22 protein-coding genes and 1 pseudogene are annotated in these 25,008 nt (G+C 71.1%); 7 read left to right on the top strand and 16 right to left on the bottom strand.

The genetic code is table 11. The annotated features are described in order from the left end of the window. Window positions 1-10: 10 nt before the first annotated feature. Window positions 11-244 (bottom strand): hypothetical protein, encoded by a 234-nt coding sequence (locus OHA25_RS42120; RefSeq protein WP_327582497.1) that lies wholly within the window; start codon window positions 242-244, stop codon window positions 11-13. 22 nt (window positions 245-266) lie between these two features. Continuing rightward, entirely contained in the window at window positions 267-1,658 is a 1,392-nt protein-coding gene (locus tag OHA25_RS42115; protein ID WP_327582496.1) for a tetratricopeptide repeat protein, read from the bottom strand. Between the two features lie 106 nt (window positions 1,659-1,764). On the opposite strand from OHA25_RS42115, the gene OHA25_RS42105 reads away from it, so the two are divergent. Continuing rightward, a complete protein-coding gene (locus tag OHA25_RS42105; RefSeq protein WP_442942231.1) occupies window positions 1,765-2,619 on the top strand; it encodes an FAD-dependent monooxygenase in 855 nt (284 codons plus the stop codon). A 153-nt stretch (window positions 2,620-2,772) separates the two neighbouring features. Here OHA25_RS42105 and OHA25_RS42100 read toward each other — a convergent pair whose 3' ends face one another. Further along, window positions 2,773-3,867, bottom strand: coding sequence for a glycerophosphodiester phosphodiesterase (locus OHA25_RS42100; RefSeq protein WP_327582494.1), 1,095 nt, complete (start codon window positions 3,865-3,867; stop codon window positions 2,773-2,775). A gap of 69 nt (window positions 3,868-3,936) precedes the next feature. Here OHA25_RS42100 and OHA25_RS42095 point away from each other — a divergent pair, with 69 nt between their 5' ends. From OHA25_RS42095 to OHA25_RS42085, 3 genes and pseudogenes are all read left to right on the top strand, one after another. Continuing rightward, window positions 3,937-4,665 (top strand): SDR family NAD(P)-dependent oxidoreductase, encoded by a 729-nt coding sequence (locus OHA25_RS42095; protein WP_327582493.1) that lies wholly within the window; start codon window positions 3,937-3,939, stop codon window positions 4,663-4,665. Between the two features lie 158 nt (window positions 4,666-4,823). Further along, a pseudogene (locus OHA25_RS61640) lies at window positions 4,824-5,192 on the top strand (RCC1 domain-containing protein); the annotation flags it as partial. Then, window positions 5,171-5,971 (top strand): RCC1 domain-containing protein, encoded by an 801-nt coding sequence (locus tag OHA25_RS42085; RefSeq protein WP_442942230.1) that lies wholly within the window; start codon window positions 5,171-5,173, stop codon window positions 5,969-5,971. The pseudogene OHA25_RS61640 and the gene OHA25_RS42085, both read left to right, overlap by 22 nt. A 38-nt stretch (window positions 5,972-6,009) precedes the next feature. Here the strand turns inward: OHA25_RS42085 and OHA25_RS42080 are convergent, their stop codons facing one another. From OHA25_RS42080 to OHA25_RS42065, 4 genes are read right to left on the bottom strand one after another with little or no spacing between them, the layout of a single operon-like run. Continuing rightward, the gene (locus OHA25_RS42080; protein ID WP_327582490.1) at window positions 6,010-6,864 is read right to left on the bottom strand and encodes a carbohydrate ABC transporter permease; all 855 of its coding nucleotides are present in this window, start codon (window positions 6,862-6,864) and stop codon (window positions 6,010-6,012) included. A 2-nt stretch (window positions 6,865-6,866) separates the two neighbouring features. Beyond that, on the bottom strand, window positions 6,867-7,895 hold the full coding sequence (locus OHA25_RS42075; RefSeq protein ID WP_327582489.1) for a carbohydrate ABC transporter permease: 1,029 nt from the start codon (window positions 7,893-7,895) through the stop codon (window positions 6,867-6,869). Continuing rightward, on the bottom strand, window positions 7,892-9,145 hold the full coding sequence (locus OHA25_RS42070) for a sugar ABC transporter substrate-binding protein (protein WP_327582488.1): 1,254 nt from the start codon (window positions 9,143-9,145) through the stop codon (window positions 7,892-7,894). The genes OHA25_RS42075 and OHA25_RS42070 overlap by 4 nt, the downstream gene beginning before the upstream one ends. Before the next feature lie 40 nt (window positions 9,146-9,185). Beyond that, the gene (locus OHA25_RS42065) at window positions 9,186-10,244 is read right to left on the bottom strand and encodes a LacI family DNA-binding transcriptional regulator (RefSeq protein WP_327582487.1); all 1,059 of its coding nucleotides are present in this window, start codon (window positions 10,242-10,244) and stop codon (window positions 9,186-9,188) included. Between the two features lie 121 nt (window positions 10,245-10,365). On the opposite strand from OHA25_RS42065, the gene OHA25_RS42060 reads away from it, so the two are divergent. Next, window positions 10,366-12,510 carry an amylo-alpha-1,6-glucosidase gene (locus OHA25_RS42060; RefSeq protein WP_327582486.1) on the top strand — a complete coding sequence of 715 codons (2,145 nt, stop codon included), beginning with the start codon at window positions 10,366-10,368 and terminating at the stop codon, window positions 12,508-12,510. On the opposite strand, the gene OHA25_RS42055 is transcribed toward OHA25_RS42060, so the two are convergent. After that, entirely contained in the window at window positions 12,452-12,937 is a 486-nt protein-coding gene (locus tag OHA25_RS42055; RefSeq protein WP_327591230.1) for a hypothetical protein, read from the bottom strand. The two genes, OHA25_RS42060 and OHA25_RS42055, sit on opposite strands and share 59 nt — an antisense overlap. Window positions 12,938-13,334: 397 nt before the next feature. After that, window positions 13,335-14,252, bottom strand: coding sequence for a hypothetical protein (locus tag OHA25_RS42050; RefSeq protein ID WP_327582485.1), 918 nt, complete (start codon window positions 14,250-14,252; stop codon window positions 13,335-13,337). Between the two features lie 745 nt (window positions 14,253-14,997). On the opposite strand from OHA25_RS42050, the gene OHA25_RS42045 reads away from it, so the two are divergent. Beyond that, window positions 14,998-15,816, top strand: a complete 819-nt coding sequence (locus OHA25_RS42045) for an alpha/beta fold hydrolase (protein WP_327582484.1) — start codon at window positions 14,998-15,000, stop codon at window positions 15,814-15,816. Between the two features lie 101 nt (window positions 15,817-15,917). On the opposite strand, the gene OHA25_RS42040 is transcribed toward OHA25_RS42045, so the two are convergent. From OHA25_RS42040 to OHA25_RS42010, 7 genes are all read right to left on the bottom strand, one after another. Beyond that, on the bottom strand, window positions 15,918-17,258 hold the full coding sequence (locus OHA25_RS42040; RefSeq protein ID WP_327582483.1) for an amidase: 1,341 nt from the start codon (window positions 17,256-17,258) through the stop codon (window positions 15,918-15,920). A gap of 17 nt (window positions 17,259-17,275) precedes the next feature. Then, window positions 17,276-18,070 (bottom strand): amino acid ABC transporter permease, encoded by a 795-nt coding sequence (locus OHA25_RS42035; protein WP_327582482.1) that lies wholly within the window; start codon window positions 18,068-18,070, stop codon window positions 17,276-17,278. Further along, window positions 18,067-18,735, bottom strand: a complete 669-nt coding sequence (locus OHA25_RS42030; protein ID WP_327582481.1) for an amino acid ABC transporter permease — start codon at window positions 18,733-18,735, stop codon at window positions 18,067-18,069. The genes OHA25_RS42035 and OHA25_RS42030 overlap by 4 nt, the downstream gene beginning before the upstream one ends. A gap of 4 nt (window positions 18,736-18,739) precedes the next feature. Further along, a complete protein-coding gene (locus OHA25_RS42025) occupies window positions 18,740-19,567 on the bottom strand; it encodes a glutamate ABC transporter substrate-binding protein (RefSeq protein ID WP_327582480.1) in 828 nt (275 codons plus the stop codon). Window positions 19,568-19,577: 10 nt separating this feature from the next. Then, window positions 19,578-20,321 (bottom strand): amino acid ABC transporter ATP-binding protein, encoded by a 744-nt coding sequence (locus OHA25_RS42020; protein WP_327582479.1) that lies wholly within the window; start codon window positions 20,319-20,321, stop codon window positions 19,578-19,580. 102 nt (window positions 20,322-20,423) lie between these two features. After that, window positions 20,424-21,260 (bottom strand): glutamate ABC transporter substrate-binding protein, encoded by an 837-nt coding sequence (locus OHA25_RS42015; RefSeq protein ID WP_327582478.1) that lies wholly within the window; start codon window positions 21,258-21,260, stop codon window positions 20,424-20,426. Further along, window positions 21,257-21,943 (bottom strand): response regulator, encoded by a 687-nt coding sequence (locus OHA25_RS42010; RefSeq protein ID WP_327582477.1) that lies wholly within the window; start codon window positions 21,941-21,943, stop codon window positions 21,257-21,259. The genes OHA25_RS42015 and OHA25_RS42010 overlap by 4 nt, the downstream gene beginning before the upstream one ends. 168 nt (window positions 21,944-22,111) lie before the next feature. Here OHA25_RS42010 and OHA25_RS42005 point away from each other — a divergent pair, with 168 nt between their 5' ends. After that, window positions 22,112-24,979 carry a hybrid sensor histidine kinase/response regulator gene (locus tag OHA25_RS42005; protein WP_327582476.1) on the top strand — a complete coding sequence of 956 codons (2,868 nt, stop codon included), beginning with the start codon at window positions 22,112-22,114 and terminating at the stop codon, window positions 24,977-24,979. The last annotated feature ends 29 nt before the right edge of the window (window positions 24,980-25,008 follow it).

The raw sequence follows: 25,008 nt of genomic DNA, 5'->3' as shown, positions 1-25,008 counted from the left end.
CGATGCATGGTCAGCATGCGACCGGGCCGGCGCCCGCGCGCGTGAACCCGGCCATGGCGCGCGAACATGCCGCACGATCTGGCGTGGTGTCGAAGGGCGGGACGCTGATACGGATGGGCATCCGCGAACGCGGCACGAGGATCAGGGGGGCGGCCGTCGCGAGAGCATGGCGATCACGACGGCCTGAGCCTGGCAGCAGACCGATCATGATCTCGATCTTCTCACGGAACGCGACGTGCCACATGCGCCGCGGCGACATCCACGCCTCAGACGGCGCGCACAAGCTCCCCGGCCCGCAGCCGGGCGGCCGCCGCGGCGGCCCGGTCGCCCAGGACGTCGGCGAGCGCCGCCTGCTTGAGCCAGTTGTACGGACTGCACGGCCGCACGTTGATTCGCTCGCTCACCAGCACCCGCGCCACCTCCCGCGCCCCGGCCCTCAGCGCCGCCTCCAGCAACGTCTTCTGCACGGCGTCGCGCTGCGCGTGGCTGCCGCCGAACTCGTTGATCCGATGCCGGATCGGATACAGCAGATCCACCACTGACGCGTAATCGCCCCGCCCGAACGCCACGATCGCCCGGCACACCGGCAGCCCCACCCGTAGCGTCATGTCCTGGTTGGTCACCCCGGGCAGCGGCGCCAGCACGTAGGCCTCCCGCGAGGCGATCAGCTTCTCCGCGTCCCCCACCCGCCCGGCGCCCACGTACGACATGACCGCGTGCATGTCGTTGAAGGCGTAGAACGGCTCAGCCACCCGCACGGGCCACGCGTCGGCCAGCGCCCGCCAGCGCTCGTGCTGGACCCATCCCTCCAGATGGAGTCGCCACAGCAGGGCGGCCGCGTCGAGCAGCTCCATGCACGACTGCCCGTCGGCCATCACCGAGTCATAGATCGCCAGCGCCCGCGGCACGTCGCCGGCCTCCAGCGCGTACAGGCAGTAGTGCCACCACGTGTGGATGTTGAAGAACGTCCCGCTCGACCAGTCCGGCAGCCGCGCGTCCAGGTAGCGCAGCCCGTCGCCGAACCTGCCCTGCATCTCGTAGGTGTGCACCACCGCGTGGATGCCCCACACGTCGCGCGCATTGAGCTCGACCGCCCGCAGCCCGACCTCCTCGGAGCGGTCGTAGTGCCCGGCCTCCTCGAGGCCGAAGGCGTACATGCCCAGCAGATGCCCGAAATGCGGGTCATCCTCGCACCACGCGCTGAGTGCCCCGCCGATCCGGTCGCGGAGCGAGCGGGCGTCACCGGTGAAGAAGTCGATCTGGTGCCCGGCGGCCAGGGCCAGCGCGTCGCGTGGATGCGCCAGCGCGATCTCGCCCAGCAGCCTCCCGCAGGTCAGGAAGTCGCCGTCGAGCAGCGCCCGCACGGCCGTCAGGTGCGCGCGCTCGCGCGGCAGCAGCGACGACTCGTCGATCCTGCGGCGGAACGCCCCGAACCGCACCCGCGCCGTGCGCGCGTCCTCCACCTCGGTGGTCAGCAGCCCGAGGTATGCCGCCAGGACGTTGCCCATCGGGAAGTCCGGCGACTCGGCCAGCGCCGCGTTGGCCTCGGCGTCGACCTCCACCCGGAAGTGCAGCAACTCGTCGATCGCCCGATCGTAGTGCCGGATCGCGGCGGCGCTCGCCCCGGTCATCGCCAGGCCGTGCTGATCGTTGGTCACCGATCCACTCTAAGGTCCTGCTCCCTCGGGGTGCCAAGCACCTTGCAGCAGTCCGTTCGCCAGCAGCGCGAACGCGTGTTCCGCGTCGGCCACCGCACCCGCGTAGCTGGTCCCGCTCGGCGGCGACCGATACCGGTTCACCTTCGGGCGCGCGGACCGGACGGACACCGCCACCGACAACCCCATCACCCCCGAGGAGATCACTGCCGCGCTCCAGGCCCTGTACGGCCACGAGACCACCCTCGGCGCCGTGGACAACTCCTCGCGGTTCAGCGACGCCACTCGGCAACTGGAGCACTACCGCGTGGGCCGCGTCCTGTTCGCGGGCGACGCCGCACACATCCACCCGCCGCTGGGCGGCCAGGGCCTCAACCTCGGCATACAGGACGCGTTCAACCTCGGGTGGAAACTGGCCGCAACCGTCCAGGACCGGGCGCCGAGCGGCCTCCTCGACAGTTACCACGCCGAACGGCATCCGGTCGGAGCCCAGGTCCTGCATCACACGTCGGCGCAGCGCGTCCTGGCGGCTCCGAACCCGAGCGAGGACCTGGCCGCCCTGCGTGACATCTTCATCGACCTGCTGCGGCTGCCCGACACCAACCGCCATCTCGCAGGACTGATGTCCGGCCTCTCGCTGCGCTACGAGCTGTCCGGAGACCATCCGCTCATCGGACAGCGCCTGCCGGACGCCGACCTGGTCACCGAAGCCGGCCCCACCCGGCTGCCGGCGCTGTTCGGCTCGGGGCACGCCGTCCTGCTGGATCTGGCCGGAACCGTCCCGGCCGACCTCCGGCTCCCGCCACGAGTCGACCTCGTCCGTGCCACGTGCGCCGACGATCTGGGCGCCGCGGTCCTGCTCATCCGTCCCGACGGCTACGTCTGCTGGGCGGCGGACGACTCCGCCGCCTGCGGCGATGCCCTGCTTGCCGCGATCGCCGGCAACCTTGCCAGGGTGCGCTGAGCCCGGAGGTCGATCGTCAGCACCGGCCCACTTCAAGGAAGTAACCCCTCCCGGCCCGGTCGCCGCGCTGGCCGCGACCATGGCCGGCCAGGCGGCGATCACATTCGGCCCGGACAGGAGGGCGGCATCGGCGCGGCGCCGACGCCGCACCGGCTAGAGCGACCGCTTGGTCACGACGGCCCGGCCCATGCCGGGGTCGTCGCAGAACGCGCCGTCGATGCCCAGCTCGAGAAGCCTGGACAGCCAGCCCATCACGTTGCCGGTCGCCCGCGCGTACACGGGACTGGCCGGGTTCCCCATCCGGTAGTCGGCCGGGAGCTGGGAGTTCTCGTTGCGCACGGTCCAGACGTGCACGTCGAGCCTCTTGCGGTGGGCGTCGGCCACGATCGTCGTGGGCGGCAGCGTCTTGCCCGTGGCGTCCAGCGGCACCACACGCCGGGTGTCCACGCCGATGCCGTCGGCGTACTGGGCCACCTCACGCAGGCCTTCCGGCTTGACCATGTCGTCGTAGGTGCGCGGGTCGTTCGCGGCGACCCAGTCGTAAGGCCTGCCGGTGGCCGAGATGAGCTGGATCAGCGGCAACTTGGTCTTGGAACGCAGGTCGCGCAGGTTCGCCGTCTCGAAGGACTGGATGTAGGCCTTGCGCACGCTGTGGCGGTTCAGCACCTCCAGCAGCGGCTCCTCCAGCGACAGGCCCAGGGTGTCGAAGTAAGTCGGGTGCTTGGTCTCCGGATAGACGCCGACGCCGTGCTTGAGCGCGAGCAGCACGACCTCCTCGAACGTCGGGATCTCCGCCAGCCCGTCGAAGGCCGTGTTGTCGGGCCGCAGGTCGGGAATGCGTTCCTTGGCCCGCAGCGTCTTCAGCTCCGCCAGCGTGAAGTCCTCGGTGAACCAGCCGGTGATCTGCGCGTTGTCGATGGTCTTGGTGGTGCGCCGGCTCGCGAACTCGGGCCGCGTGGCCACGTCGGTCGTGCCCGAGATCTCGTTCTCGTGCCGGGCCACCAGCACGTGGTCCTTGGTGGAGACGAGGTCGGGCTCGATGTAGTCGGCGCCCATGGCGATGGCCGCCTCGTAGGCCAGGAGGGTGTGCTCGGGCCGGTGCGCGCTGGCGCCCCTGTGCCCGATCACGATGGGGGCCTGGCCGCGACGCTCCGCCGTGGCGGGTGGTGTCTGGATCAGCACAACGGCGACCGTACCGCCGGCCAGGACCCCGGCCAGCATGCTCGCGATTAACCTGCGCATCGTCATGGGCGGCACCGTAGACGCTTCAGGTGGACCGCGAGTAACACCTGAGCACACGGGGAAAGACTTGACGCTGTGATCGAACTCAATGGCCGGGTGGCCGTGTTGACCGGAGCGTCAGGCGGCATCGGGCAGGCACTGGGGCGGCGGCTGGTCGCCGCCGGGGTCAGGACGGCCTTCACGTACGGCACCCGCGCCGCCCCGGCCGAGCAACTGGTGGCCGAGGCGCGGGCGGCCGGCGTGGACGCGGTGGCGCTGCCGGGGGACCTGGCCGACCCGCAGGCGCCCGCCCTGCTGCTCGCGGCCGCCGCCGAGGCGCTGGGCCCGGTGGACCTGCTGATCGCCAACGCCGGGTACGCGATCCAGCAGAACTACACCGAGGTGGACGCCGCGACGTGGGACCGGACGATGGCGGTGAACCTGCGGGCGCCGTTCCTGCTCGCGCAGGGGGCGCTGCCGGGGATGGCCGAGCGCGGGTTCGGGCGGGTGTTGTTCATGTCGTCGGTGGCGGGCTTCACCGGCGGCATCGTCGGACCGCACTACGCGGCCTCCAAGGCGGGGCTGCACGGCCTGGTGCATTTCCTGGCCGCGCGGGTGGCCGCCCGCGGCGTGACGGTGAACGCCCTGGCGCCCGCGCTGATCGAGGACACCGACATGTTGCCGGCCGGGGCCCGGCCTGGCGACCTGCCCGTGGGGCGGTTCGGACGGCCGGAGGAGGTGGCCGACCTGGCCATGGCGGTGCTGCGTAACGGCTACCTCACCAACCAAGTGCTCAGCCTGGACGGCGGCGCCTACCCGCGCTGAGCCGCAGAGGGGCTCCTGCGAAACCGATGGAACGGTGTGGAACTCCTTTTGGTTGATGCGCGCTGTCACGATGACGGCGCCCAGACCATCAGGAGACCACATTGGTCATCAAGACTCTTGGATGCCGCCGTCGCGCGCGGGGGTTGGGCCGCGTTCTCGTGGCCCTGGCGGCCCTCCTGGCCGGACTGGCGGTCGCCGGTCCGGCCGCGGAGGCGGCGCCTGCGGCCACGCATGCCATCGCCTGGGGGCGCGGCAGCTTCGGGCAGCTCGGCAACGGGAGCGACGACGACCGGCTGGTTCCCGACGAGGTGCTCGAGGCGCAGGCGGGATTCACCGAGGTCGCCGGCAGCCTCACCCACTCCCTCGCCATCGCCGCCGACGGCACCGTGTGGGCATGGGGCCAGAACAACAACGGCCAGCTCGGCGACGGCAGCAACACCGATACCAACGCGCCGGTCAAGGTCAAGAACCTGTCCCAGGTCGTGGAGGTCGCGGCGGGCTTAGGATTCAGCCTGGCCCGCACCTCCACCGGCAACGTCTGGGCCTGGGGGTCAACAACTTCGGGCAGCTCGGCCTCGGCACGTTCGACGGCCCGTACTCCACCCCGCAACTCGTCGACGGGCTGCGGAACATCACCCACATTGAGGCCGGCTGGTTCCACAGCATGGCGCTGCGCAGTTACTGGACCGTGCTGGCCTGGGGGGCCAACTCACGCGGTCAGCTCGGCGACGGCACCAACGTGGCGAAGCCGAGCCCCATCGAGGTGCCGGGCCTTGTCGGCAGGGACACCGGGCCGGTCTACGACATCGCCGCCGGCTTCTACCACTCGCTGGCGGTACGGGCCAACGGCACGCTGCTGTCCTGGGGCGCCAACAACTATGGCCAGCTCGGCAACGGAGGCACATCCGTCCCCGGGCCCTACAGCCCGGTGGAGGTCATCGGCTCGTACGGTCAGGTGAAGGCGCTGGCCGCCGGGTGCGGGCAGAGCTATCTGGTGGACGGATCCGGCAAGGTGTGGGCCTGGGGCGACAACACCCATGCCCAGGTGGCGCACACCGGCTCCGCCGTCACGCAGCCGCAGGTCATCCCGAACCTGTCCAACGTCAAGGATGTCGCGGCGGGTTGCGCTTTCGGGCTGGCGCTGACGAGCGGCGGCGAAGCCTACGGCTGGGGTCAGTACGAGTCCGGCCAGACCGGCACCGGCAAGCCCGTGCCGATGCCGGTGTTCCCGGTCGCCGGGGGTACCGGCATCACGTTCATCGCCGCCGGCGGTGACCATGGTCTGGCCGCCCGGCTGGTGAGCTGACCAGCGCGGGCAGACCACCGGCAAGGGCTGGCCGGCGCTCAGCCCTTGTCGGCGCCCTCGTTGGCGCCGCGCACGAAGTATCGCTGGAACACCACGAAGACGACCGCCACCGGGATCGTGGCCAGCAAGGCCGCGCCCAGCTTGAGCGGATACTGCGTGCCCTTGCCCAGCGACCCGCTCACCAGGTCGGCCAGCCCGCGCGGCAACGTGAACAACTCCGGGCTCTGCACCGCGACCAGCGTGTGCGGGAACTCGTTCCAGGAGCCCTGGAAGGAGATGATGGTGAGCGTGATCAGCGCGGGCCGGGCCATCGGCAGCACCACGGACCAGAACGTGCGTAACACCCCGGCGCCATCGACCCGGGCCGCCTCCTCCACGGTCGTCGGGATCGACTCGAAGAACTGCTTCATGATGAAGACCCCGGTGGCGTCCGCGATCACGGGCAAGATGAGCGCGGTGTAGCTGTCGTACAGGCCGAGCTGGTTCAGCACCAGGAACTTCGGGATGAAGAGCACCACCCCCGGCACCGCGATGATCGCCACGATGGCCGAGAACAGCGCCCGCCGGCCCCCGAACCGCAGCCGGGCCAGCGCGTACCCGGCCATGGAGTCCAGCAGCACCCGCCCAGCCGTGATGACCAGCGTCACCAGCACGGAGTTGCCCAGCCACAGCGGCAGGCCGGTGCCGGCGAACACGCGCTCGTAGCCGGCGAGCGACACCGGATCGGGGAAGGGTGACAGGGGGTGGGCCGCCGCGTCCGGCTCGGTCTTGAACGAGGTCGCGATCTGGATGACGAACGGGTACAGGAACACGAGCGCGAAGAAGACCAGCACGAAGTAGCCGGCGAAGGTCGAGGCCAGCGCGCGGGGGCCGGTGCGCGGGTCGCGGGCCATGCTCACCCCCTCCCTCTCATGACCCACCGCTGGACCAGCGTGAGCACCACGATGATGAAGAACAGCACGAACGAGATCGCCGTGCCGGTGCCGTACTCGAAGGAGCCGAAGGCGCTCTCGTACGACAGGTACGCCGGGGTGAGCGTGGTCTTGGCGGGATTGCCCTGGCTCATCACGTAGACCTGGTCGAACACCTGCCACGTCGCGATCAGCCCCAGCGTCAGCACCAGGAACAGGGCGGGCCGCAACATCGGCAGCGTCACGTGCCGGAACACCCCCCACCGGCCCGCGCCGTCCAGCATGGCGGCCTCCTCCAGCGACACGGGGATGTCCTGCAGCGCAGCCAGGAACATGAGCATGTACGTCCCCGACGTGGTCCACACGACCAGCATGATGATCGTCACCATGGCCACGCTCGGGCCGGACAGCCATTCCCACCACGACAGCCCGAACGGCCCGCCGCCGGTCAGCGCCTGCGGCGGCGCGGCCGGATCGGCCAGCCCGACCGCCCCCAGCAGCAGGTGCAAGACCCCACGTGAATCGGCGAACCACTGCGGCCCGTCCACGCCGAACAACGCCAGCAGGCCGTTGACCGCCCCCGAATTGGCGAACACGAACAGGAACACCACACTGATCGCGACCGAACTGGTGACCGACGGGAAGAAGAACGCCGCGCGGAAGAACGTCCTGCCCCGCAGCAGCCGGGCGTTGACGATCAATGCCAGGCCGAGCGCCAGCACGGTCTGGGTGGGCACCACGATGACCACGTAATAGGCGTTGTTGCGCACGCTCGTCATGAAGTCCTGCCGGGTCAGCCCCTCCTCGGCGAACAGCCGGGTGTAGTTGTCGAGGCCGACGAAGGGGACGCCGGAACGGAACGGGCTCCCCTGCCCGTTCCAGTCGGTCAAGCTCACCCACATGGCCATGAGAATCGGCGCCAGCATGAACAGGCCCAGGATCACCACGACCGGGGCCACGAACAGCCAGCCGGCGAGGGTCTCTCGCGCGGCGCCGGGCCGGCGAGCGGTCATGACGTGCCGAGGGCGGCCTGGGTGTTCTTCTGCACGCGTTGCAGCAGCGTCTTGGGCGCGGTGGAGGTCAGCCGCTGCAGGCCGGTGTCGAAGTCGGCCAGGACACTTTCCATCTTCGGGGCGTTGACCGGCCCTTGCGCGTAGTCGGCGCCGTTGACGAACGGCGCGTCGGCGGGGAACTCGGCGGTGTAGGCGCTCTTGGCCGACTGCCGCGACGGCATGACGCCGAACGCCCTGGCGAAGGCCATCTGCTGGTCGGCCTTGGTCATCGCTTCGACGAACGAGATGGCCTGCTGCTTGTGCCGGCTCTTGGCGGCAATGCCCCAGCAGGTGGTGAAGGACAGCGTGCCCTTGCCCTCGGGGCCTGCGGGCAGCTCGTACGCGGTGTACTTGACGTCGGGGAAGTCCGCCTTGAGCGCTCCCTTGATCCAGTTGCCCTCGATGGTCATCGCGGCCTTGCCCTTGCCGAACGCCTCGCCGCCCCAGCCCGCATCGAGCTGGCTGGGGGAGCGGGCCAGCTCGCCGGACAGCAGGGAGCGTACGTACTCGAGGGCCGCGAGATTCTGCGGGCTGTCGGCGGTGGCCTGCTTGCCGTCGGCGCTGGTGAGCCAGCCGCCGGCCTGGACCATGAACGCGCCGATGCGATCGCGCGTGTCGCCCAGCGCCAGCGGGGTGATGCCCTTGGCCTTGAGCTTCTCGCTCACCGAGGTCAGCTGCTCCCACGTCGTCGGCACGTCGGCGTCGCTGAGCCCGGCCTTGGACCACAGGTCCTGGTTGACGATCAGGGCCAGGGTGGAGAAGTCCTTCGGCGCGCAGTAGAACGTGCCGTTGTAGGTGAACGCGGTCCGCAGCGTGGGGTAGAAGTCGTCCGGGTTGCTGATCTTGTTGGCGTACGGCTCGAGCGCGCCGACGCTGGCGTAGTCGGCGAGGCGGACGGCGTCCACGTAGAACACGTCGGGCGGGTTGTCGCCGGCGAAGGCCTGGCCGAGCTGCTGCTGTAAGTCCTGCGCGGGCGTCACGGTGGCCGAGGCGCCGGCGGAGGCGGCCCAAGCCTGGGCCGCCTGCTTGACGGCGGCGGTCTCGGCGTCGCCGGAGGAGCCGATGAGGATTTGCAGGGAGACGGGGCCGGCGGTCTGCTGTGCGGGCCCGCCGGGCGGGTCGTCGAAGCCGCGGCCACCGCAGGACGTCAGGAGGAGGGAGGCGCAGGCGAGGCTGCCGAGCGCCGTGGCCCGGCGGGTTCTTGGCATCATCGGGGGGTCCTGTTCTCGCGTTGGGCTTGGGGCTAGGGGGTCATGCCGACCGCCTGACGGTGAGGGACGGCTCGAGCAACACGTGCTCGGCCGGTGCCGCCGCGCGGCCGAGGGTGCGGGTGAGCAGCTCGACGCAGGCGGCCGCGGCCTCGGCGAGCGGCTGGCGGACGCTGGTCAGGCCGACCGCCCTGGCCGCCGGCGTGTCGTCGAAGCCGATCACGGCGACCCGCCGGCCCCGGGTGTTGAGGGCGCCCAGCGCGAGCGAGTCGCTCGCGCACACCAAGGCGGTCACGCCGGGGTCGGCGGCGAGCAGGTCCCGGGCCGCGCGTTCGCCGCTCTCCACGCCGTCCTCGACCGCGCGGCTGAGGCCGTCGAGGGCCATTGCGTCCGCGCTCGCCCGGCTGCGTCCGTCCAGGGCCGGGCCGTCCGGGGCCGGGCCGTGCTGGGCCATCGTGCGGGCCCATCCCGCCCGCCGGTCGTCGCCCACGCCGGAGCCCGGGGGCCAGCCGATGAAGCCGATCCGCCGGTGCCCGGCGGCCAGCAGGCGGCGGGTGGCCGCCTCGGTCCCCGCCGCGCCGTCCACGTCCACCCACGGATGGCGCGCGCCGTGTTCATGGCGCGCGCACAGATCGCTCCACGGCCGGCCGAACGCCACGAACGGCAACCCCCGCTCCAATAACCAGGAGGTGCGGAGGTCGTCATGGTGCGTGGCCGTCAGCACGAAGGCGTCCGGCTCGTACGAGCCGAGCAGGTCCTCGAAGGCCGCGATCTCCGAACGGTCGTCCGCGGCGGTGTAGAGCAGGACCCGGTAACCGGCGCGGGCCGCCGACTCGGTCAGGCCGTGCAGGAACGTGTCCAGCACCGAACCGCTGATGCCGTCGCCGCCCGGGTCGATGCGGATGGCGATCAGGCGGGAGCGGCCCGTCCGCATCTGGCGGGCGGCCTGGTTGGCGCGGTAGCCGAGCCGTTCGATCACGTCCAGCACGTGGCGGCGGGTCTCCTCACGGACGATCTCGGGGCTGTTGAGCGTGTTCGACACCGTCTGCCGGGACACGCCTGCCGCCCGGGCCACATCCATGATCGTCACCTTTTCCGCCATGAATCGCCTTTCGGGGGGTTGAACGTTCAAAGTCCGGCGGTGCATGATTTGATCGATCCAATTAGCGGATTGTTACGAAATTTCCACCGCCGACACGCTTCTGTCAAGAGGGGGAGTCTTCGTGCTTCAGCCGCTCCTGCACGACCTGGTCAGTACGGTCATGGCGCCCGCGAGCGCGCTCAGCGGCCCCGACGGTCAGATCCGCCAGGCCGGCGTGCAGGGGCTCTTCCGCGCCGACCGTCGGGTGTTGTCGCTGGCCAGGCTCCTGCTCGACGGACGGGAACCGGAGGCCGTCGGGCACGCGCCGGCCGGGGCGGGGCGGACGCGGTTCGTGTCGCTGGCGCGCTGGCTCGGCGACCGCACGGCCGATCCCACGGTGCGGCTGGACCGGGTGCGTGAGCTTGGCCCGTACGGGATGGACGAGCACATCGAGATCGTCTCCACCGCCTCCGTGCCGGTGACCGCCACGGTCATCGTCGAGCTGGCCTGTGACTTCGCCGCCATCGAAGACGTCAAATCAGGCCGCACCGCCACCCCGCCCGCCACCCATCCCGCGGTCCCGCCCGCCGCCCATCCCGCGGTCCCGCCCGCCGCCCAGCCCCCCAGTGCCGCCCCACAGGCGGCCGGCGTCCCGGCCGGCGAGGGGCGGCTGTCCTGGCGGTCGGAGACGACCCAGGTCACCGTCACCGGGCACGGATCACGGGCACGGGCGGGGGAGCACGCGTCCCTGACATGGGAGGTCACCCTGCCCCCGCGGGGTCGGGTCACGCTGCGCTGGAGCCTGGTCGTGCACGATCCGGCCGCCGTCGTCGTGCCGGCCACCGGACCGCTCGAGTGGAGCGTGCCGCGCGTGACCGCCGCCGACCGCCGCATCGTCCGGCTCCTCGACCAGGCGCTGGCGGACCTCCGCTCGTTACGCCTGGCCGAACCGGGAGCGCCCGGCGACACGTTCCTCGGCGCCGGGGTGCCGTGGTTCCTGACGTTGTTCGGCAGGGACAGCATCTGGGCGGCCCGGATGCTGCTGCCGCTGGGCACCCGTCTGGCCGCCGGCACCCTGCGCGTGCTGGCCCGCCGCCAGGGCGAGCGCTTGGACCCGCACACCGGCGAGGCGCCGGGGAAGATCATGCACGAGTTACGGCGGAACGCGTTCACGCTGGGGGAGCAGGACCGGCGCCTGCCCGCCGCCTACTACGGCACCATCGACGCCACCCCGCTGTGGATCAGCCTCCTGCACGACGCGTGGCGCTGGGGCATGCCGGACGCGGAGGTGGAGGCGCTGCTGCCTGGCCTGCGGGCGGCTTTGGGCTGGCTGGCCGAGCACGCCGATTCCGACGGCGACGGGTTCATCGAGTACGTCGACGCCGGCGGCCGGGGCCTGGCCAATCAGGGGTGGAAGGACTCCGGAGACGCGGTGCGCTTCCACGACGGCGGCCGGGCCGAGCCGCCGATCGCGCTGGCCGAGGTGCAGGGCTACGCCCACCGGGCCGCCCTGGACGGGGCCGCCCTCCTGGACGCCTTCGGCATGCCCGGCGCCGCCCGGTGGCGTGAGTACGCCGAAGCCCTGGCCGAGCGGTTCCGCGCCGTCTTCTGGGTGGAGGGCGTCCACGGCCGCTTCCCCGCGCTGGCGCTCGACCGGGACAAGCGGCCGGTGGACGCCCTCACCAGCAACATCGGGCATCTGCTCGGCACCGGGTTGTTGTCGAGGAAGGAATCGGCCGAGGTCGCCGCGCTGCTGGCGGCGCCCGGCATGGCGGAGGGCTTCGGGCTGCGCACGATGTCGTCGGGGGAGGGCGGGTTCAGCCCGCTGTCCTACCACTGCGGATCCGTCTGGCCGCACGACACGGCCATCGTGCTCGCCGGGCTGGCCGGCGAGGGCTTCGAGGCGGAGGCGGCCACGCTCGCCGAAGGGCTGCTCGCCGCGGCCGAGTCCTTCGGTTACCGGCTGCCGGAGCTGTATGCGGGCGACGCCCGCGAGCGGGTGGTGCGCCCCGTCGCCTATCCCGCCGCCTGCCGCCCCCAGGCCTGGTCCGCCGCCGCCGCGCTCACCATCGCGCACGCGGCGCTCGGCCTGCACCCCGACGTGCCCGAGGGACGGGCGCTGCTGCGCCCGCTGTCCGGCGCCGTCCTGGGCGCGCTGACCGTGGGCGGGTTGCGGGTCGCCGGGCACGACGTCGAGGTGAGCATCGGCCACGACGGCACGGCCTCGGTCACGGGGTTGCCCGACGGTATGCGCCTCGTCCACGCGGAGGCGGCCGCACCCCGCTGACCCGGCGGCTTCGGCTCAGCGCGCGGCGGCTTCGGCCGTCGATCTCGGCCTCGCGCAGGCCCAGCGGCGGGGCGGTGATCGGCACGGTCGGCAGCGCCAGCACGTCGTGGCGGTCGAACAACGCCTCCACGGCACCGGCGAGACCGGCCCGGGCGTCCATGGCGCGGACGTATCGCCAGCCGGGCACCTCCCTAGCCACGCGCAGGCGTTCGAGTACCTCGGAGTCGAACAACTCGGGCGCGGTGGCCAGGCGGCCGGCGTGCACGGCCGCCGTCTCACAACTCTGGATGGACGTGTACGTCTCCCGCAGCGTGTCCGCGACACTCTCGGGCACGCGCACCTCCTCCAGCGGCCCCGCCGCCGCGTGCACGGCCCGCACCACCCGAGGATCGCCGGGGAAGAGGCCGTCGGGATCGAGCCAAACCACCCGAACCCGCCGACCGGCCTCCGTTCGGCCGCTTCCGCCAGGTGGTTGAAGCCCGCCACTCCGCACAGCGCCGCCGGGATCCGCACGAAACCACCCGTGTCGGTGCCGAGCGCGAGCGGCACCAGCCCCGCCGCGACCGCCGCCCCGGCTGCCGGCGCTGGAGCCGCCCGTCATACGGCCCTGATCCCACGGGTTGCGCCCGGGCCCGGACGCGGAGCGGTCACCCGTAGCCCGGCGATCATGATGAGGTCTTTCACCGCGACCGGAATGCCGTACAACGGCCCCCGACCCGTGCCCGCTCCTCGCCCGCTCGCTGCGCGGCCGGAAACGGAGGCTGGGCAAGTGAAGGCCCGCACCCCATCCAGCGGGTGCGGGCCCGTGTGGCCGGATGGCCTGGTCACGTCTTGCGGCCGGTTTTGCTGCGCGTACGGGACGTGCCGGCCTTCTCGGTCTCCTTGGCCGGGCTTCCGATGGGAGATGGCTGCACCACCGATTTGCGCCCCTTCCTCACGGGAGCGCCGGCCGGTGACGGCTTGACGACGGATTCCCGCCTGCGGCCTGGGGCTCTGCCCGCCGGGGCGGGCTGCCGCCGCGCCACCGCCGAGACCTCCTCGAGTTCGTGGGCGGCCTCCCGGCTGAAGGTGCTGACGATCTCCCGGCCGCGGACGGCCAGGTCGTCGTAGACCTTGGCCACCCGGTCCACCGCGGTGTCGAGGTAATTGCGAGCCTTGGCGGGCAGGTCCCGGGTGATGGTCTCGGCGGTCTTGCTCGGCAGGGTGCGGGCGGTTGCGGGGACATTGCGGGAGCGCATCTTGCGCCACTGGTCGGCCGCGTAGCCGCCGGCACCCGCCACTGCGCAGAACGGCTTGGACTCGGCGATCCTCTTGACTTCTTTGGAGAGGGTCATGGGCCATTTCTCCTTGTATCTGGTGCGGTATGGCCGCTCAAGCGGTGAAGCGCCGCCGCGCCGGGCAGGCCGGCCCCGATGTGCCGCTCTGGCCAGCGCGGCCTTGGCGTGGTCTTCCTTGTGGAAGGACTTGTAGATGTCGATCAGCATCTGGCGTTGCCGCGTGGTGATGCTGACATCGGCTTTGATCACCCGCCACGTGTGACTGCCGGCGCCGGGGCACTCGCCCATTGCCTGGGCTGATCTGAGCAGTGCCGTGGCGAGACGGGTGAGGACTCTGGCACACGGCCTGCGCAGAACACGCTCGACCCAGGGCGCGGCAGGGCCGGCCACCAGGCTGACGATCCGGCGCAACGAGATCGACGCCTGCTCGCGCATGGACATCCCGATCGAGGTGGTGATGGGCAATGCCGTGGCTCCCATGCTTGGCCGAGGTGATCGCTGTTGCGTGGCATGCCATGGAACTTCCCCAGCCGGCGACAGCACTCGTGGAGGACGGGCCGGCACAGCGCCCCAGACTGTCGGCATGCCGCGACCGCACCGGCGCCCCCGTCTCGACCCGTGCCCCGCGCAGGGGCCCGCAAGTCTGATCCGCGGCCGATTTTGCTGCCTAGAGCAGGTATTTCAACCTTCCAAAGGCAATCGTCCTGGCACGCTCGGGTCGCGCCAGCCCGCGGGGGACAGACGAGGGCGTCAACTGCGGGTGACGTCAGGTGCCCAAAACCATGGAGATGGCCATGATGCCGGACCGTATCAGTCAAGTCTTGGGGTGTAAGTCCGATTCGGGGGCATAAGTGAAATTGGAGAAGGATGCTTCTAGAGCGGACCGCCGCACCACCTCCAGCCGATCATTCTGATCATTGCCACCAGCTCAAGTCACCTAACAGGGACAAACGAGTACCCTATGGAGAAGGCGCACCGTGACAAGGGGGTCCGGGAAGCCATGTGGAAGGTTCCACCGACGGTGGCGAACGGGTTCGACGCCGTCACAAAGCTGGGCGGCGTCCTGCAATCCGGGATGCGCACGGCAGCCGAGCTCTGCGTAGAGGCGAGCAGGCAAGCCGGTTCGATGCTGCCGGTGACCAACGGCCATCATGACCGGGATCCAGCGCCTGCCGAGGCACCATGTTTCGTACGAAGCCGCCCGAACGGGGTGGCTCCGATCACCGTGGCCTACGAGCGGCAGGGGGCGGGCGAGCCCGTGGTCTTGCTGCACGGAATCGGGCAAGACAGGCATGTCTGGGACCAGATGATTCCTTTGCTCGGAGCCGAACGCGAGGCGATCACGCTGGATCTGCCGGGTTTCGGACAGTCTCCCGACCTGTCCGCCGACGTGCCGCGTGACCTGCCGACCATGGTGTCGGGGCTGGGCGCGGTGTTCAAAGCGCTCGGTGTACGGCAACCGCATGTCGTCGGCCATTCGCTGGGCGGCCTGATCGCGCTACGGCTGGCCCAGGCCGGGCTGGTACGCAGCGTCACCGCGCTGGCGCCGGCCGGATTCTGGAACGAGGGCGAGCGACGCTACGCCTTCGCCGTGCTGGCCACCGCACGCCAGCTCGCCCGGCTACCCGACACCGTCGTGGAACGGATGGCCGGCACGGTCGTGGGACGGGTGGCCCTGACCGGCATTCTGTACGGAAGCGCCGATGGGTGCCCGCCCGGCACCCTGACGGCCTGCCTGCGCGCGTTGCGCCAATCGGTGGCCTTCCAGGCGACCTTGCGCGCTGGACGGGCTCCGGATCTGTTCAACGGCACCATCGCCGGCATACCGGTGACCATCGCTTGGGGGACGCATGACCGGCTGCTGCCCGACCGGCAGGCGGCCCGGGCCATGGCGATGATCCCTGAGGCGCGGCTGGTCCAGCTGACGGGATGCGGGCATGTTCCGATGAACGACGCCCCGGAACAGGTCGCCAAGCTGATCCTGCGCAGCACCGCCGCCAGGCGCAACGGCTCTCAACGAGTAGCGTGAGGACCGCGCCCGGGCTTGACCGTCCTGACCACCACCACCAGTCGTCGTCGCCTGCCGCATCGGCCATCGGACCGGCCTGGACACCGCTATCCTCGTACCGCTCAACCCTGCCTCAGGGCTGACCTGATCGCACGGGCGGCTTCGAAGAGCACTGGCTCCCGGCCGAGGGGGCAGACGAGCTGCAGCCCGACCGGGAGGCCGTCCACCGTACCGGCCGGGATGGTCAGTGCGGGCAGGCCCAGCACGTTCCAGGGGCTGGTCAGCGCGAGCAGGGCGGCGCGGACGGCGGCCGGTCGGCCGTCGATCTCGGTCTCGCGCAGGCCCAGCGGCGGGGCGGTGATCGGCACGGTCGGCAGCGCCAGCACGTCGTGGCGGTCGAACAACGCGCCCACGACAGCGGCGAGCCCGGCCCGGGTGTCCATGGCGCGGACGTATCGCCAGCCGGGCACCTCCGCGGCCACGCGCAGGCGTTCGAGCACCTCGGAGTCGAACAACTCAGGCGCGGTGGCCAGGCGGCCGGCGTGCACGGCCGCCGTCTCACAACTCTGGATGGTCGTGTACGTCTCCCGCAGCGTGTCCGCGATGCCCTCGGGCAGGCGCACTTCCTCCAGCGGACCGGCCGCCGCGTGCACCGTCCGCACCACCCGAGGATCGCCGGGGAAGAGGCCGTCGGGATCGAGCCAAGCCACGCGCACGCCCCCATCCTCGCGACCGGTCGGCCCGGTCAGGCAGGTGTAGGCCAGCAGGCAGTCCTCCGCGCTGCCCGCCAGGACGCCGACGTGGTCGAGCGTCCGCGACAGCGGGAACACACCGTCCGCGGGGATCGCGTCGTACGCAGGTTTGAAGCCCGCCACTCCGCACAGTGCCGCCGGGATGCGGACGGAGCCGCCCGTGTCGGTGCCGAGCGCGAGCGGCACCAGGCCAGCCGCGACGGCCGCCCCGCTGCCTGCGCTGGAACCGCCCGTCATTCGGCCGGGATCCCACGGGTTGCGCGCGGGCCCGCCGGCGGAGCGGTCGCCGGTCGGCCCGTACGCGAACTCGTGGGTCGTGGTCGTGCCCACGATGACCGCCCCGGCCTGCCGCAACCGCGCCACGCACGCCGCGTCGGCCTCCGGGACGTGCTCGGAGAAATGCCGCGACCCCATGGTCACCCGCAGCCCGGCGATCATGATGAGGTCCTTCACCGCGACCGGCACGCCGTGCAGCGGCCCCCGATCCACCCCACCGGCGAGCTCGTCGTCGGCCCGCCGCGCCGCCGCCATGGCGCCCTCCGCGTCCACGGTGACGAACGCGTTGAGCGCCGGGTTGAGCGCCGCGATCGCGTCGAGCGCCGCCCCGGTGAGCTCGGCCGACGTGGCCCGCCCGTGGCGGAGGTCCTCGGCGAGGCCGGCGATGGTACGGCCGGTAAAAGGCCCGGTGAAGTGATCGGGGGTGAGCGCCATGGGATCATTGTCCCCGATCAGGCCGCGCCGAGCCGGTGGGCCAGCCGATCCAGGGACACGTTGATCAGGATGAAGATGGCCGCGATGAGGATCGCCGCCGGGATGACGTTGGAGAAGTTGGCCGCGATCCCGTTCAGCCCGCGGTCGACCAGCTCGTCGTAGCCGACGATGAGCCCGAGCGCCGAGTCCTTCAGCAGCACGATGAACTGGCTGACCAGGGCGGGCATCATCGCGCGCAGCGCCTGCGGCAGCAGCACGAGCCGCATGACCTGCCCCTTGCGCATGCCGACCGCGTACGCCGCCTCCCGCTGCCCCTTCGGCAGGCTCTGCACGCCGGCCCGGATGATCTCCGCGATCACCGAGCCGTTGTAGAGCGTGAGCCCGAAGACCACGGCGGCGAAGGCGGAGATGTTCACGCCGATGAGCACGAACGAGCCGAAGAAGGCGAAGAAGATCAGCAGCAGCAGCGGGACGGCGCGGAAGAACTCCACCACCATGGCGGCGGGCACCCGGATCCACCGATGGTCGGACATGCGGGCGGTCGCGAACACGATCCCGAAGAGCCCGGCCAGCACCACCCCTGCCACGGCCGCGCCCAGCGTCCCCGCCAGGCCGGGCAGGATGAACGTGGCCCACACGTCGCCCCTCAGCAGCGGCAGCCACTTCTCGGCCGCCCACTGCTCCTTCTGGTCGAAGCGCACGTACACGACGTACGCGACCGCCAGCAGCACCAGAGCGACGACCGCCGCCAGCAGCCGGTTGCGGCGGATCCCGCGCGGCCCCGGCGCCTCGTACAGATTGGCGAAGCTCATCGGGCCACCGCCATCCGCTTCGACAGCCAGCCGAACAGCAGCCCCATCGGCAGGCACAGCAGCACGAACCCGGCCGCGAAGCCGAGGAAGATCTCGATCACCTGGTCCCCGTACGTCTCGATCATCTCGCGCATCCGCACGGACGCCTCGCTGACGCCCACCACCAGCGCGATCGTGGTGTTCTTGGTCAGCGCGATGAGGATGCTGCCCAGCGGCGCCACGACCGCGCGGAACGCCTGCGGCAACGTGATCAGCCGCAGCGTCTTGACGAAGCCCAGCCCCAGCGACCGGGCCGCCTCGGCCTGCCCGACCGGCACCGTGTTGAGGCCGGCGCGCAGCGCCTCGCAGATGAACGCCGAGGTGTAGGCGGTCAGCCCGATGACCGCGAGCCAGAAGTTGTTGGTCGCGATGTCGTCGGACAGCTCGACGCCCAAGTTGGCGCCGATGCCGAGGCCGGTGAACAGCAGCACCAGCGTGAGCGGCGTGTTGCGGGCCACCGACACGTAGACGCTCGCGGCCCCGCGCAGGGAGGCCAGCGGGGCGACCCGCATGGCGGCCAGCACCGTCCCCAGGATCAGGGAGCCGAGCGCGCTGATCGCCGTCAGCCGTACCGTCATCCAGAACGCGGCCAGGATGGTGTCGCGTTCGAAGAGCAACGCCTCCATAGGATCAGTACCGCTCCAGCTGCGGCGCCTGCGGCAGGGCGAAGCCGGAGGCGCCCACGCTGGCCTGCAGCGCCTTCGTCCAGCTGCCGTCGGAGAACATCTTCTGCAGCGCGTCGTTGACCGCCTTGCGGCCGGCGGTGTCGTCCTTCTTCAGCCCGATGCCGTACTTCTCGGTGCTGAACGGCTTGCCGACCACCTTCAGCTTGCCCGCGTGCTGCGCGGCGTAGCCGGCCAGGATGACGTTGTCGGTGGTGATGGCGTCGAGCTGGCCGCCGAGCACCCGGTCCACGCACGCCGAGTACGTCCGCTCCTCCTGCAGCTGCACTTCCTTGGCGTACTCCGTCTTGACCTTCTGCGCCGGGGTCGAGCCGGCGACCGAGCAGAGCTTCTTGCCGTTGAGCGCTTCGGGGCCGGTCAGCGCCGCCTCGTCCGCCCGGACCAGCAGGTCCTGCCCGGCCACGAAGTACGGCCCGGCGAAGGACACCTTCTGCTTGCGGGCGTCGGTGATCGAGTACGTCGCCACGACCAGGTCCACCTGGCCCTGCTCGATGAACGCCTCCCGGTTGGCGGAGACGGTCTCCTTGAACGTGATGTTCGCGGGGTCGACGCCCAGCTCGCTGGCCACGTATTTGGCGACCTCGATGTCGAACCCGGCGAACGCGCCGTCCGGAGTGCGCAGTCCCAGACCCGGCTGGTCCGCCTTCACCCCGATGACCAGCTTCTTGTCGTTCTTGGCCTTGTCCACGACGGAGGCGTACGACTCCGACCCGCCGCCGCACGCGGTGGTCGCGGCCATGACGGCGAAGACTGCGAAAAGGGATCTTCCAAACACGGGGGGCTCCTTAGTGAGTGAGGATCTTGGCGAGGAAGGACTGGGCGCGCTCGCTGCTCGGCGCGCCGAAGAAGCCGTCGGGGCTGTCCTGCTCGACGATCTCGCCGTCGGCCATGAAGACGACCCGGTCGGCGGCCCGCCGGGCGAAGCCCATCTCATGGGTGACGACGACCATGGTCATGCCCTCGCGGGCGAGCGAGGTCATCACCTCGAGCACCTCGTTGACCATCTCCGGGTCGAGTGCCGACGTCGGCTCGTCGAAAAGGATCACCTTCGGCTCCATGGCCAGCGCGCGGGCGATCGCCACCCGCTGCTGCTGCCCGCCGGACAACTGGGCGGGGAACTTGGCCGCCTGGCCGCCGATGCCGACCCGGTCGAGCAGCTCGCGGGCCTTGCGCACGGCCTCGCCCTTCGGCTTCTTCAGCACGTGGACCTGCCCGAGGACGACGTTGTCCAGGACGGTCTTGTGCGCGAAGAGGTTGAAGGACTGGAAGACCATGCCCACCTCGGCCCGCAGCCGGGCCAGCGCCTTGCCCTCGGCCGGCAGCGGCGTGCCGTCCACGGTGATCGTGCCGGAGTCGATGGTCTCCAGCCGGTTGATCGCGCGGCACAGCGTCGACTTGCCGGCTCCGGACGGGCCGATGATCACGACGACCTCGCCCCGCCGGACGCTCAGGTTCACGTCCCTGAGCACGTGGTGCTCGCCGTAGCGCTTGTTGACCTGGTCCAGGACGATGAGGTCCGCCGGGGTCATGCGTCACGCTCCTTGCTGTCGGTCAGCGTTGGCGTAACCGTAGGAGCCGCATGTTCCGCGAAAAGGCTTGTGATCGTTCTGCTCAGAGATCAGCGGTTCTGGTCAGCGGCGAGCAGGTTTGGACTGGTCGGACGTCGCCCCGGAGACGCCGATGGTGTCCCGGTAGGCCCGGTCCCACTGGCCGTCGGCCAGCCAGCGGGCGATCAGCCCGTTGAGGTAGTCGCGGAAGGCCGTGTCGTGCTTGCGGATGCCCATCCCGTACGGCTCCTTGCCGAACGGCTTGCCGACCAGCCGCAGCGCGCTCGGATGCTGCTCCTGCAGGCCGAGCAGGATGGTGTCGTCAGTGCTGATCGCGTCGACGTGGCCGGCCAGCAGCGCCGGCACGCACTCGCTGTAGCCGTCCACGATCGCCAGGTTCTCGCGGGACAGCTCGCCGAGCAGCCGCTCGACGGACGTGGAGCCCTTGGCCGTGCACACCTTCTTGTCGGCGAGATCCGACACGCCGTCGATGCGGGTGTCGGCCGCCCTGACCAGCAGGTCCTGCCCCGCGTAGTAGTAGGGGTCGGTGAAGGTCACCAGCTGGGAGCGGGCCTCGGTGATCGAGTACGTGGCGATGACGAGGTCCACGACCTGCTGGGAGATGAAGTTCTCCCGCTCGCGCGAAACCGTCTCGACGAAGCGGATGTTGCGCTCGCTGCCGGTCAGGTCCTTGGCCACGAGCCGGGCCATCTCCGCGTCGAACCCGGTGATCCGCCCGGTCGCCGGGTCCTTGTAGCCGAACATCGGCTGGTCGAACTTGATGCCCACGAGGAGCCAGCCGCGGTCCCTGATGCGCGCCATGGTCGAGCCCTCGGGGAACGCCCGCGCCTCGCCGGAGCTCGCACAGGCCGCGGGCAGCAGACACAGGAGTACGGCGAGCAGGACCTTGAGCCTGGTCACCGCGACCGGTACCGGTGCTGGGGCCGGCCGGTCGGCCCGTACCGCGGCCGGGCCTCCACCAGGCCCCGGTCGGCCAGATGCTCCAGGTAGCGGCGGGCGGTGGCACGGCTGACGCCGATCGAGGCGGCCAGCTCGTGCGCCGAGACGTCCTCCTCGACCTCGGCCAGCGCGTCGAGCACCGCCTGCTCGGTGGCTGCGGAAATGCTCTTCGGCCGGTCCACGTGGTCGATGTGGAGCAGGCGGAAGATCCGGTCGATCTCCTGCTGCTCGGCGAACCGGCCGCCGGACTCCAGCTGCGCGGCCGTGGCCGCGTAGCGCAGCAGCGTCTGCTCGAGCGTGCCGGCCCTGGTCGGCTTGACCAGGTAGTAGAGGGCGCCGCGCTGGATGGCCGCGCGTACCGTCGCCGACTCCTTGCGCCCGGAGATCACGATGACGTCGGCCGGTGGCTGGTCGGGCCGGCGCAGCCGGTGCGCGACCTCCAGGCCGGGCAGGTCCGGCAGATGCAGGTCGAGCAGCACCAGCCGCGGCGCGAACCGGGCCGCGGCCGCCAGCGCCGCGTGCCCGCTGTGCGCGATCCCCACCACTCGGAACCCGAGGACCCGGTTCACCTGCGCCTGCAGCGCGGCGGTCACCACCGGGTCGTCGTCCACGATGAGAACGGTGATGTCCCTGGATACAGGCATCGCCACACTCCTCGCTTCTACTGACAGCGGTTCTGAGCAGCTTAGGAGGCTTTTGTTAAATAAGATCGACTTTAGCGCATTCTGCTCACGGCGATCCTCCCACGCGCGCCCGATCCCTCCTACTCTGTACCCGAGTGACAGGCTCGAGCGACAGGGAGACGGACGCCGGTGAGATGGCTGCTCGCGGTGACGGCCCTGTGGACGCTGCTCGGGCTGCTTCCCTTGGCGCTGCTGACCGCCTCCAGCATCTCCCTGACCGAGCAGGCGGTACGCGACGAGGTCACCGACCGGGTCAAGACCACCGCGACGGTCAGCAGGGTCGTGGTGGACCAGCAGATGGGCTCGCTCAAGCAGCTCGTCAGCGCGTTCGCCCAGCAGCCCCGGGTGCGCCAGGCGGTCGAGAACGCCACCGCCGCCACCCTGCAGGGCTACCTCGGCGAACTGAAGCAGATGCGCGACGGCGTCAGCGGCCTGATCCTCATCTCCCCTGAAGGCGACATGCTGGGCGCCGAGCCGCAGAGCGCCCTGCCCCAGGACATCGGCAACACCGACTGGTACCGCGCGGTGCGCGACCAGCGCCAGCCGTACGTCTCGCAGGCCTACACGCCCACGATGCGCGACCTGTCCAGAGCCGTCGCCGTGGCCGTGCCCATCCCGAGCGCCGACGGCAAGCGCATGATCGGCATTCTCACCGTGGTCTACAGCCTGGACGCCATCCAGCGGTTCGCCAAGGACGCGGCCGAGGCCCAGGACATCCGGCTGCTGATCACGGACCAGGCCGGCGTGCTCGTCGCCGACCCCGGCAGGCAGCTGTACGCCCTCACCTCCCTGCGCGAGGACCCACGGGTGGACGCGGCGTTGATGGCCCGCACCTGGAACGGCCCCTTCCACGGCATCGACGGCACCGTGTTGTCGGCCTCCGAGCCCATCCCGGGCGTCGGCTGGACGGTGACCGCCGAGGTCGCCGCATCCGAGGCGCTGGCCTCCGCAGAAAAGCTGCGCGGCAACGTGATGACGGTGGCGGCCCTGCTCGCCCTGCTCATCCTCATCGGCCTGGGCATCCAGATCCACACCACGCGCGGCCGCCGCCGGGCGCAGGCGACCCTGGCCAGGTACGCGGCCGAACTCGCCGACGCCAGGGACGAGGCGGTCCAGGCCTCCAGCGCCAAATCCGAGTTCCTGGCCAAGATCAGCCACGAGATCCGCACCCCGATCAACGGCGTGCTCGGCATGAACTCGCTGCTCATGGGCACCCGGCTGGACGACGAGCAGCGCTACTACGCCACCACCGGTCAGGAGTCGGCCCAGAACGTGCTGCGCCTCCTCGACGACTTCCTCGACCTGTCCAGGATCGAGGCGGGCCACCTGCAGGTCGACGCGGCGCCGTTCGATCTGCCGCGGCTGTGCGACGAAGTGGTGGCGCCGCTCGCGCCGCTCGCCTACGAGCAGGGCCTCTGGCTCACGCTCAGGCTCGACGAACACGTTCCACGGCAGGTGGCGGGCGATCCGGCCCGGCTGCGGCAGATCCTCACGAACCTGATCGGCAACGCGCTGAAGTTCACCGTCCAGGGCGGCGTCGACCTGCACGTCACGCTGCACGAGGGCGAGCCGGGCAGCTCGCGGGTGGTGCTCGGGTTCGCCGTCTCCGACACCGGCATCGGCGTCGGCCCCGACGACCGGGAGCGGGTCTTCGGCGTCTTCCGCCAGGTCGACTCGCCCATCACGCGCCGGACCGGCGGGAGCGGCCTCGGCCTGGCCATCTCCAGGCAGCTCACCGAACTCATGGGCGGGGAAATCGGCCTCGACAGCGTGGAGGGAGTGGGCAGCCGGTTCTGGGTGCGGCTGCCGGTGGACGTTCTGACGTGGTCCGAACCAGGGGCCGGGGCGCTGGAGGGGCGGCGCGCGCTGGTCGCCGACCCGCGCCCCGAGGACCGGGCGCTGGCCGGGCGCTACCTCTCCGACGCGGGGCTCTCCGTGAAGGAGACCAGGGACGCCCGGTCCGCGCTGGCCTGCCTGCACGACGCGGCCGCCGGCGGCAGCCCGTACGAGCTGGCCGTGGTCGCGCTCGACCTCGGCTCCGGAGATTTCGGCCCCGCAGAACTCGGCGCGGCCCAGGACGGTGAGACGCTCGCGCACGCCATCCTCAGCGACCCGCTGCTTCAGACCACCAGCGTCGTCGTGGTCGTCACGCCGGGCCGGGCCCGTTTCGCCTGGCCGTCCGCCGGGGAGCGGCCCGTGCAGTCGATCACCCGGCCGCTCAGCCGGCGCCGCCTGCTCGCCGCCGTGGAGAACGCCCTGGGCACCGCCGAGTGCTCCGGGGAGCCGCGCGAGGGCACGCCGGTCGCGGCGGGCGCCGCTGAGGGCGTGCGCATCCTGGTGGCCGAGGACGACGAGGTCAGCCGTCAGGTGGCCATGCTCGTCCTGCGGCAGGCCGGGCACGAGGTGGACACCGTCGAGGACGGCGAGCAGGCGGTGCGGGCCGTGCTGGCCGGCGGCTACGACCTGGTGTTCATGGACTGCCAGCTGCCCGTGCTCGACGGGCTGGCCGCGACCGAGGAGATCAGGGGCCGCGAGGAGGCACGTACCCCGATCATCGCGATGACCGCGGCGGCCATGCCGGACGACCGGATCCGGTGCCTCGAAGCCGGCATGGACGACCATCTGGCCAAGCCGGTGGACTGGCCGCGGGTGCTCGCCAGGATTCCGGAGTGGGCCTCCTACGCCGGTCTTCCGCCCGAGCTGGCGGGCCTGTCGGCGGAGGCGGTGGCGGATGTCGCGCAGGCGTACCTCGCGACCGCGCGGCGGACCTTCGAGGATCTGCTCCGGGCGGCGCGGGACGGGGATCTGCCGGAGGTGGCGGCGCTGGCGCACCGGCTCAAGGGCAGCTGCGCGACCGTGGGGGCCGGGCGCGAGGCCGCGTTGTGCCAGCGGGTGGAGGAGCTGGCGCGGGCGGGGCGCGTCGAGGAAGAACTCCTCGAGGACCTGGACGAGCTGCTCAGGGAGACCCCTGAGTGGATGAACGCGCACCAGCCTTGATGTAAACGCCACGGTTAACACTGGGGAAA

The organism is Nonomuraea sp. NBC_00507 (assembly GCF_036013525.1).
GTDB lineage: Bacteria > Actinomycetota > Actinomycetes > Streptosporangiales > Streptosporangiaceae > Nonomuraea.
The sequence above is the reverse complement of the archived record's forward strand: the minus strand, read 5'-3'. Positions and strand labels throughout refer to the sequence as shown.

Coding starts and splice junctions, on each gene's coding strand:
- OHA25_RS42040 (WP_327582483.1), bottom strand. CDS start 17,258: ATGGCGCTCACCCCCGATCACTTCACCGGGCCTTTTACCGGCCGTACC.
- OHA25_RS42035 (WP_327582482.1), bottom strand. CDS start 18,070: ATGAGCTTCGCCAATCTGTACGAGGCGCCGGGGCCGCGCGGGATCCGC.
- OHA25_RS42100 (WP_327582494.1), bottom strand. CDS start 3,867: ATGACGATGCGCAGGTTAATCGCGAGCATGCTGGCCGGGGTCCTGGCC.
- OHA25_RS42070 (WP_327582488.1), bottom strand. CDS start 9,145: ATGATGCCAAGAACCCGCCGGGCCACGGCGCTCGGCAGCCTCGCCTGC.
- OHA25_RS42010 (WP_327582477.1), bottom strand. CDS start 21,943: ATGCCTGTATCCAGGGACATCACCGTTCTCATCGTGGACGACGACCCG.
- OHA25_RS42080 (WP_327582490.1), bottom strand. CDS start 6,864: ATGGCCCGCGACCCGCGCACCGGCCCCCGCGCGCTGGCCTCGACCTTC.
- OHA25_RS42020 (WP_327582479.1), bottom strand. CDS start 20,321: ATGACCCCGGCGGACCTCATCGTCCTGGACCAGGTCAACAAGCGCTAC.
- OHA25_RS42120 (WP_327582497.1), bottom strand. CDS start 244: ATGTGGCACGTCGCGTTCCGTGAGAAGATCGAGATCATGATCGGTCTG.
- OHA25_RS42030 (WP_327582481.1), bottom strand. CDS start 18,735: ATGGAGGCGTTGCTCTTCGAACGCGACACCATCCTGGCCGCGTTCTGG.
- OHA25_RS42075 (WP_327582489.1), bottom strand. CDS start 7,895: ATGACCGCTCGCCGGCCCGGCGCCGCGCGAGAGACCCTCGCCGGCTGG.
- OHA25_RS42065 (WP_327582487.1), bottom strand. CDS start 10,244: ATGGCGGAAAAGGTGACGATCATGGATGTGGCCCGGGCGGCAGGCGTG.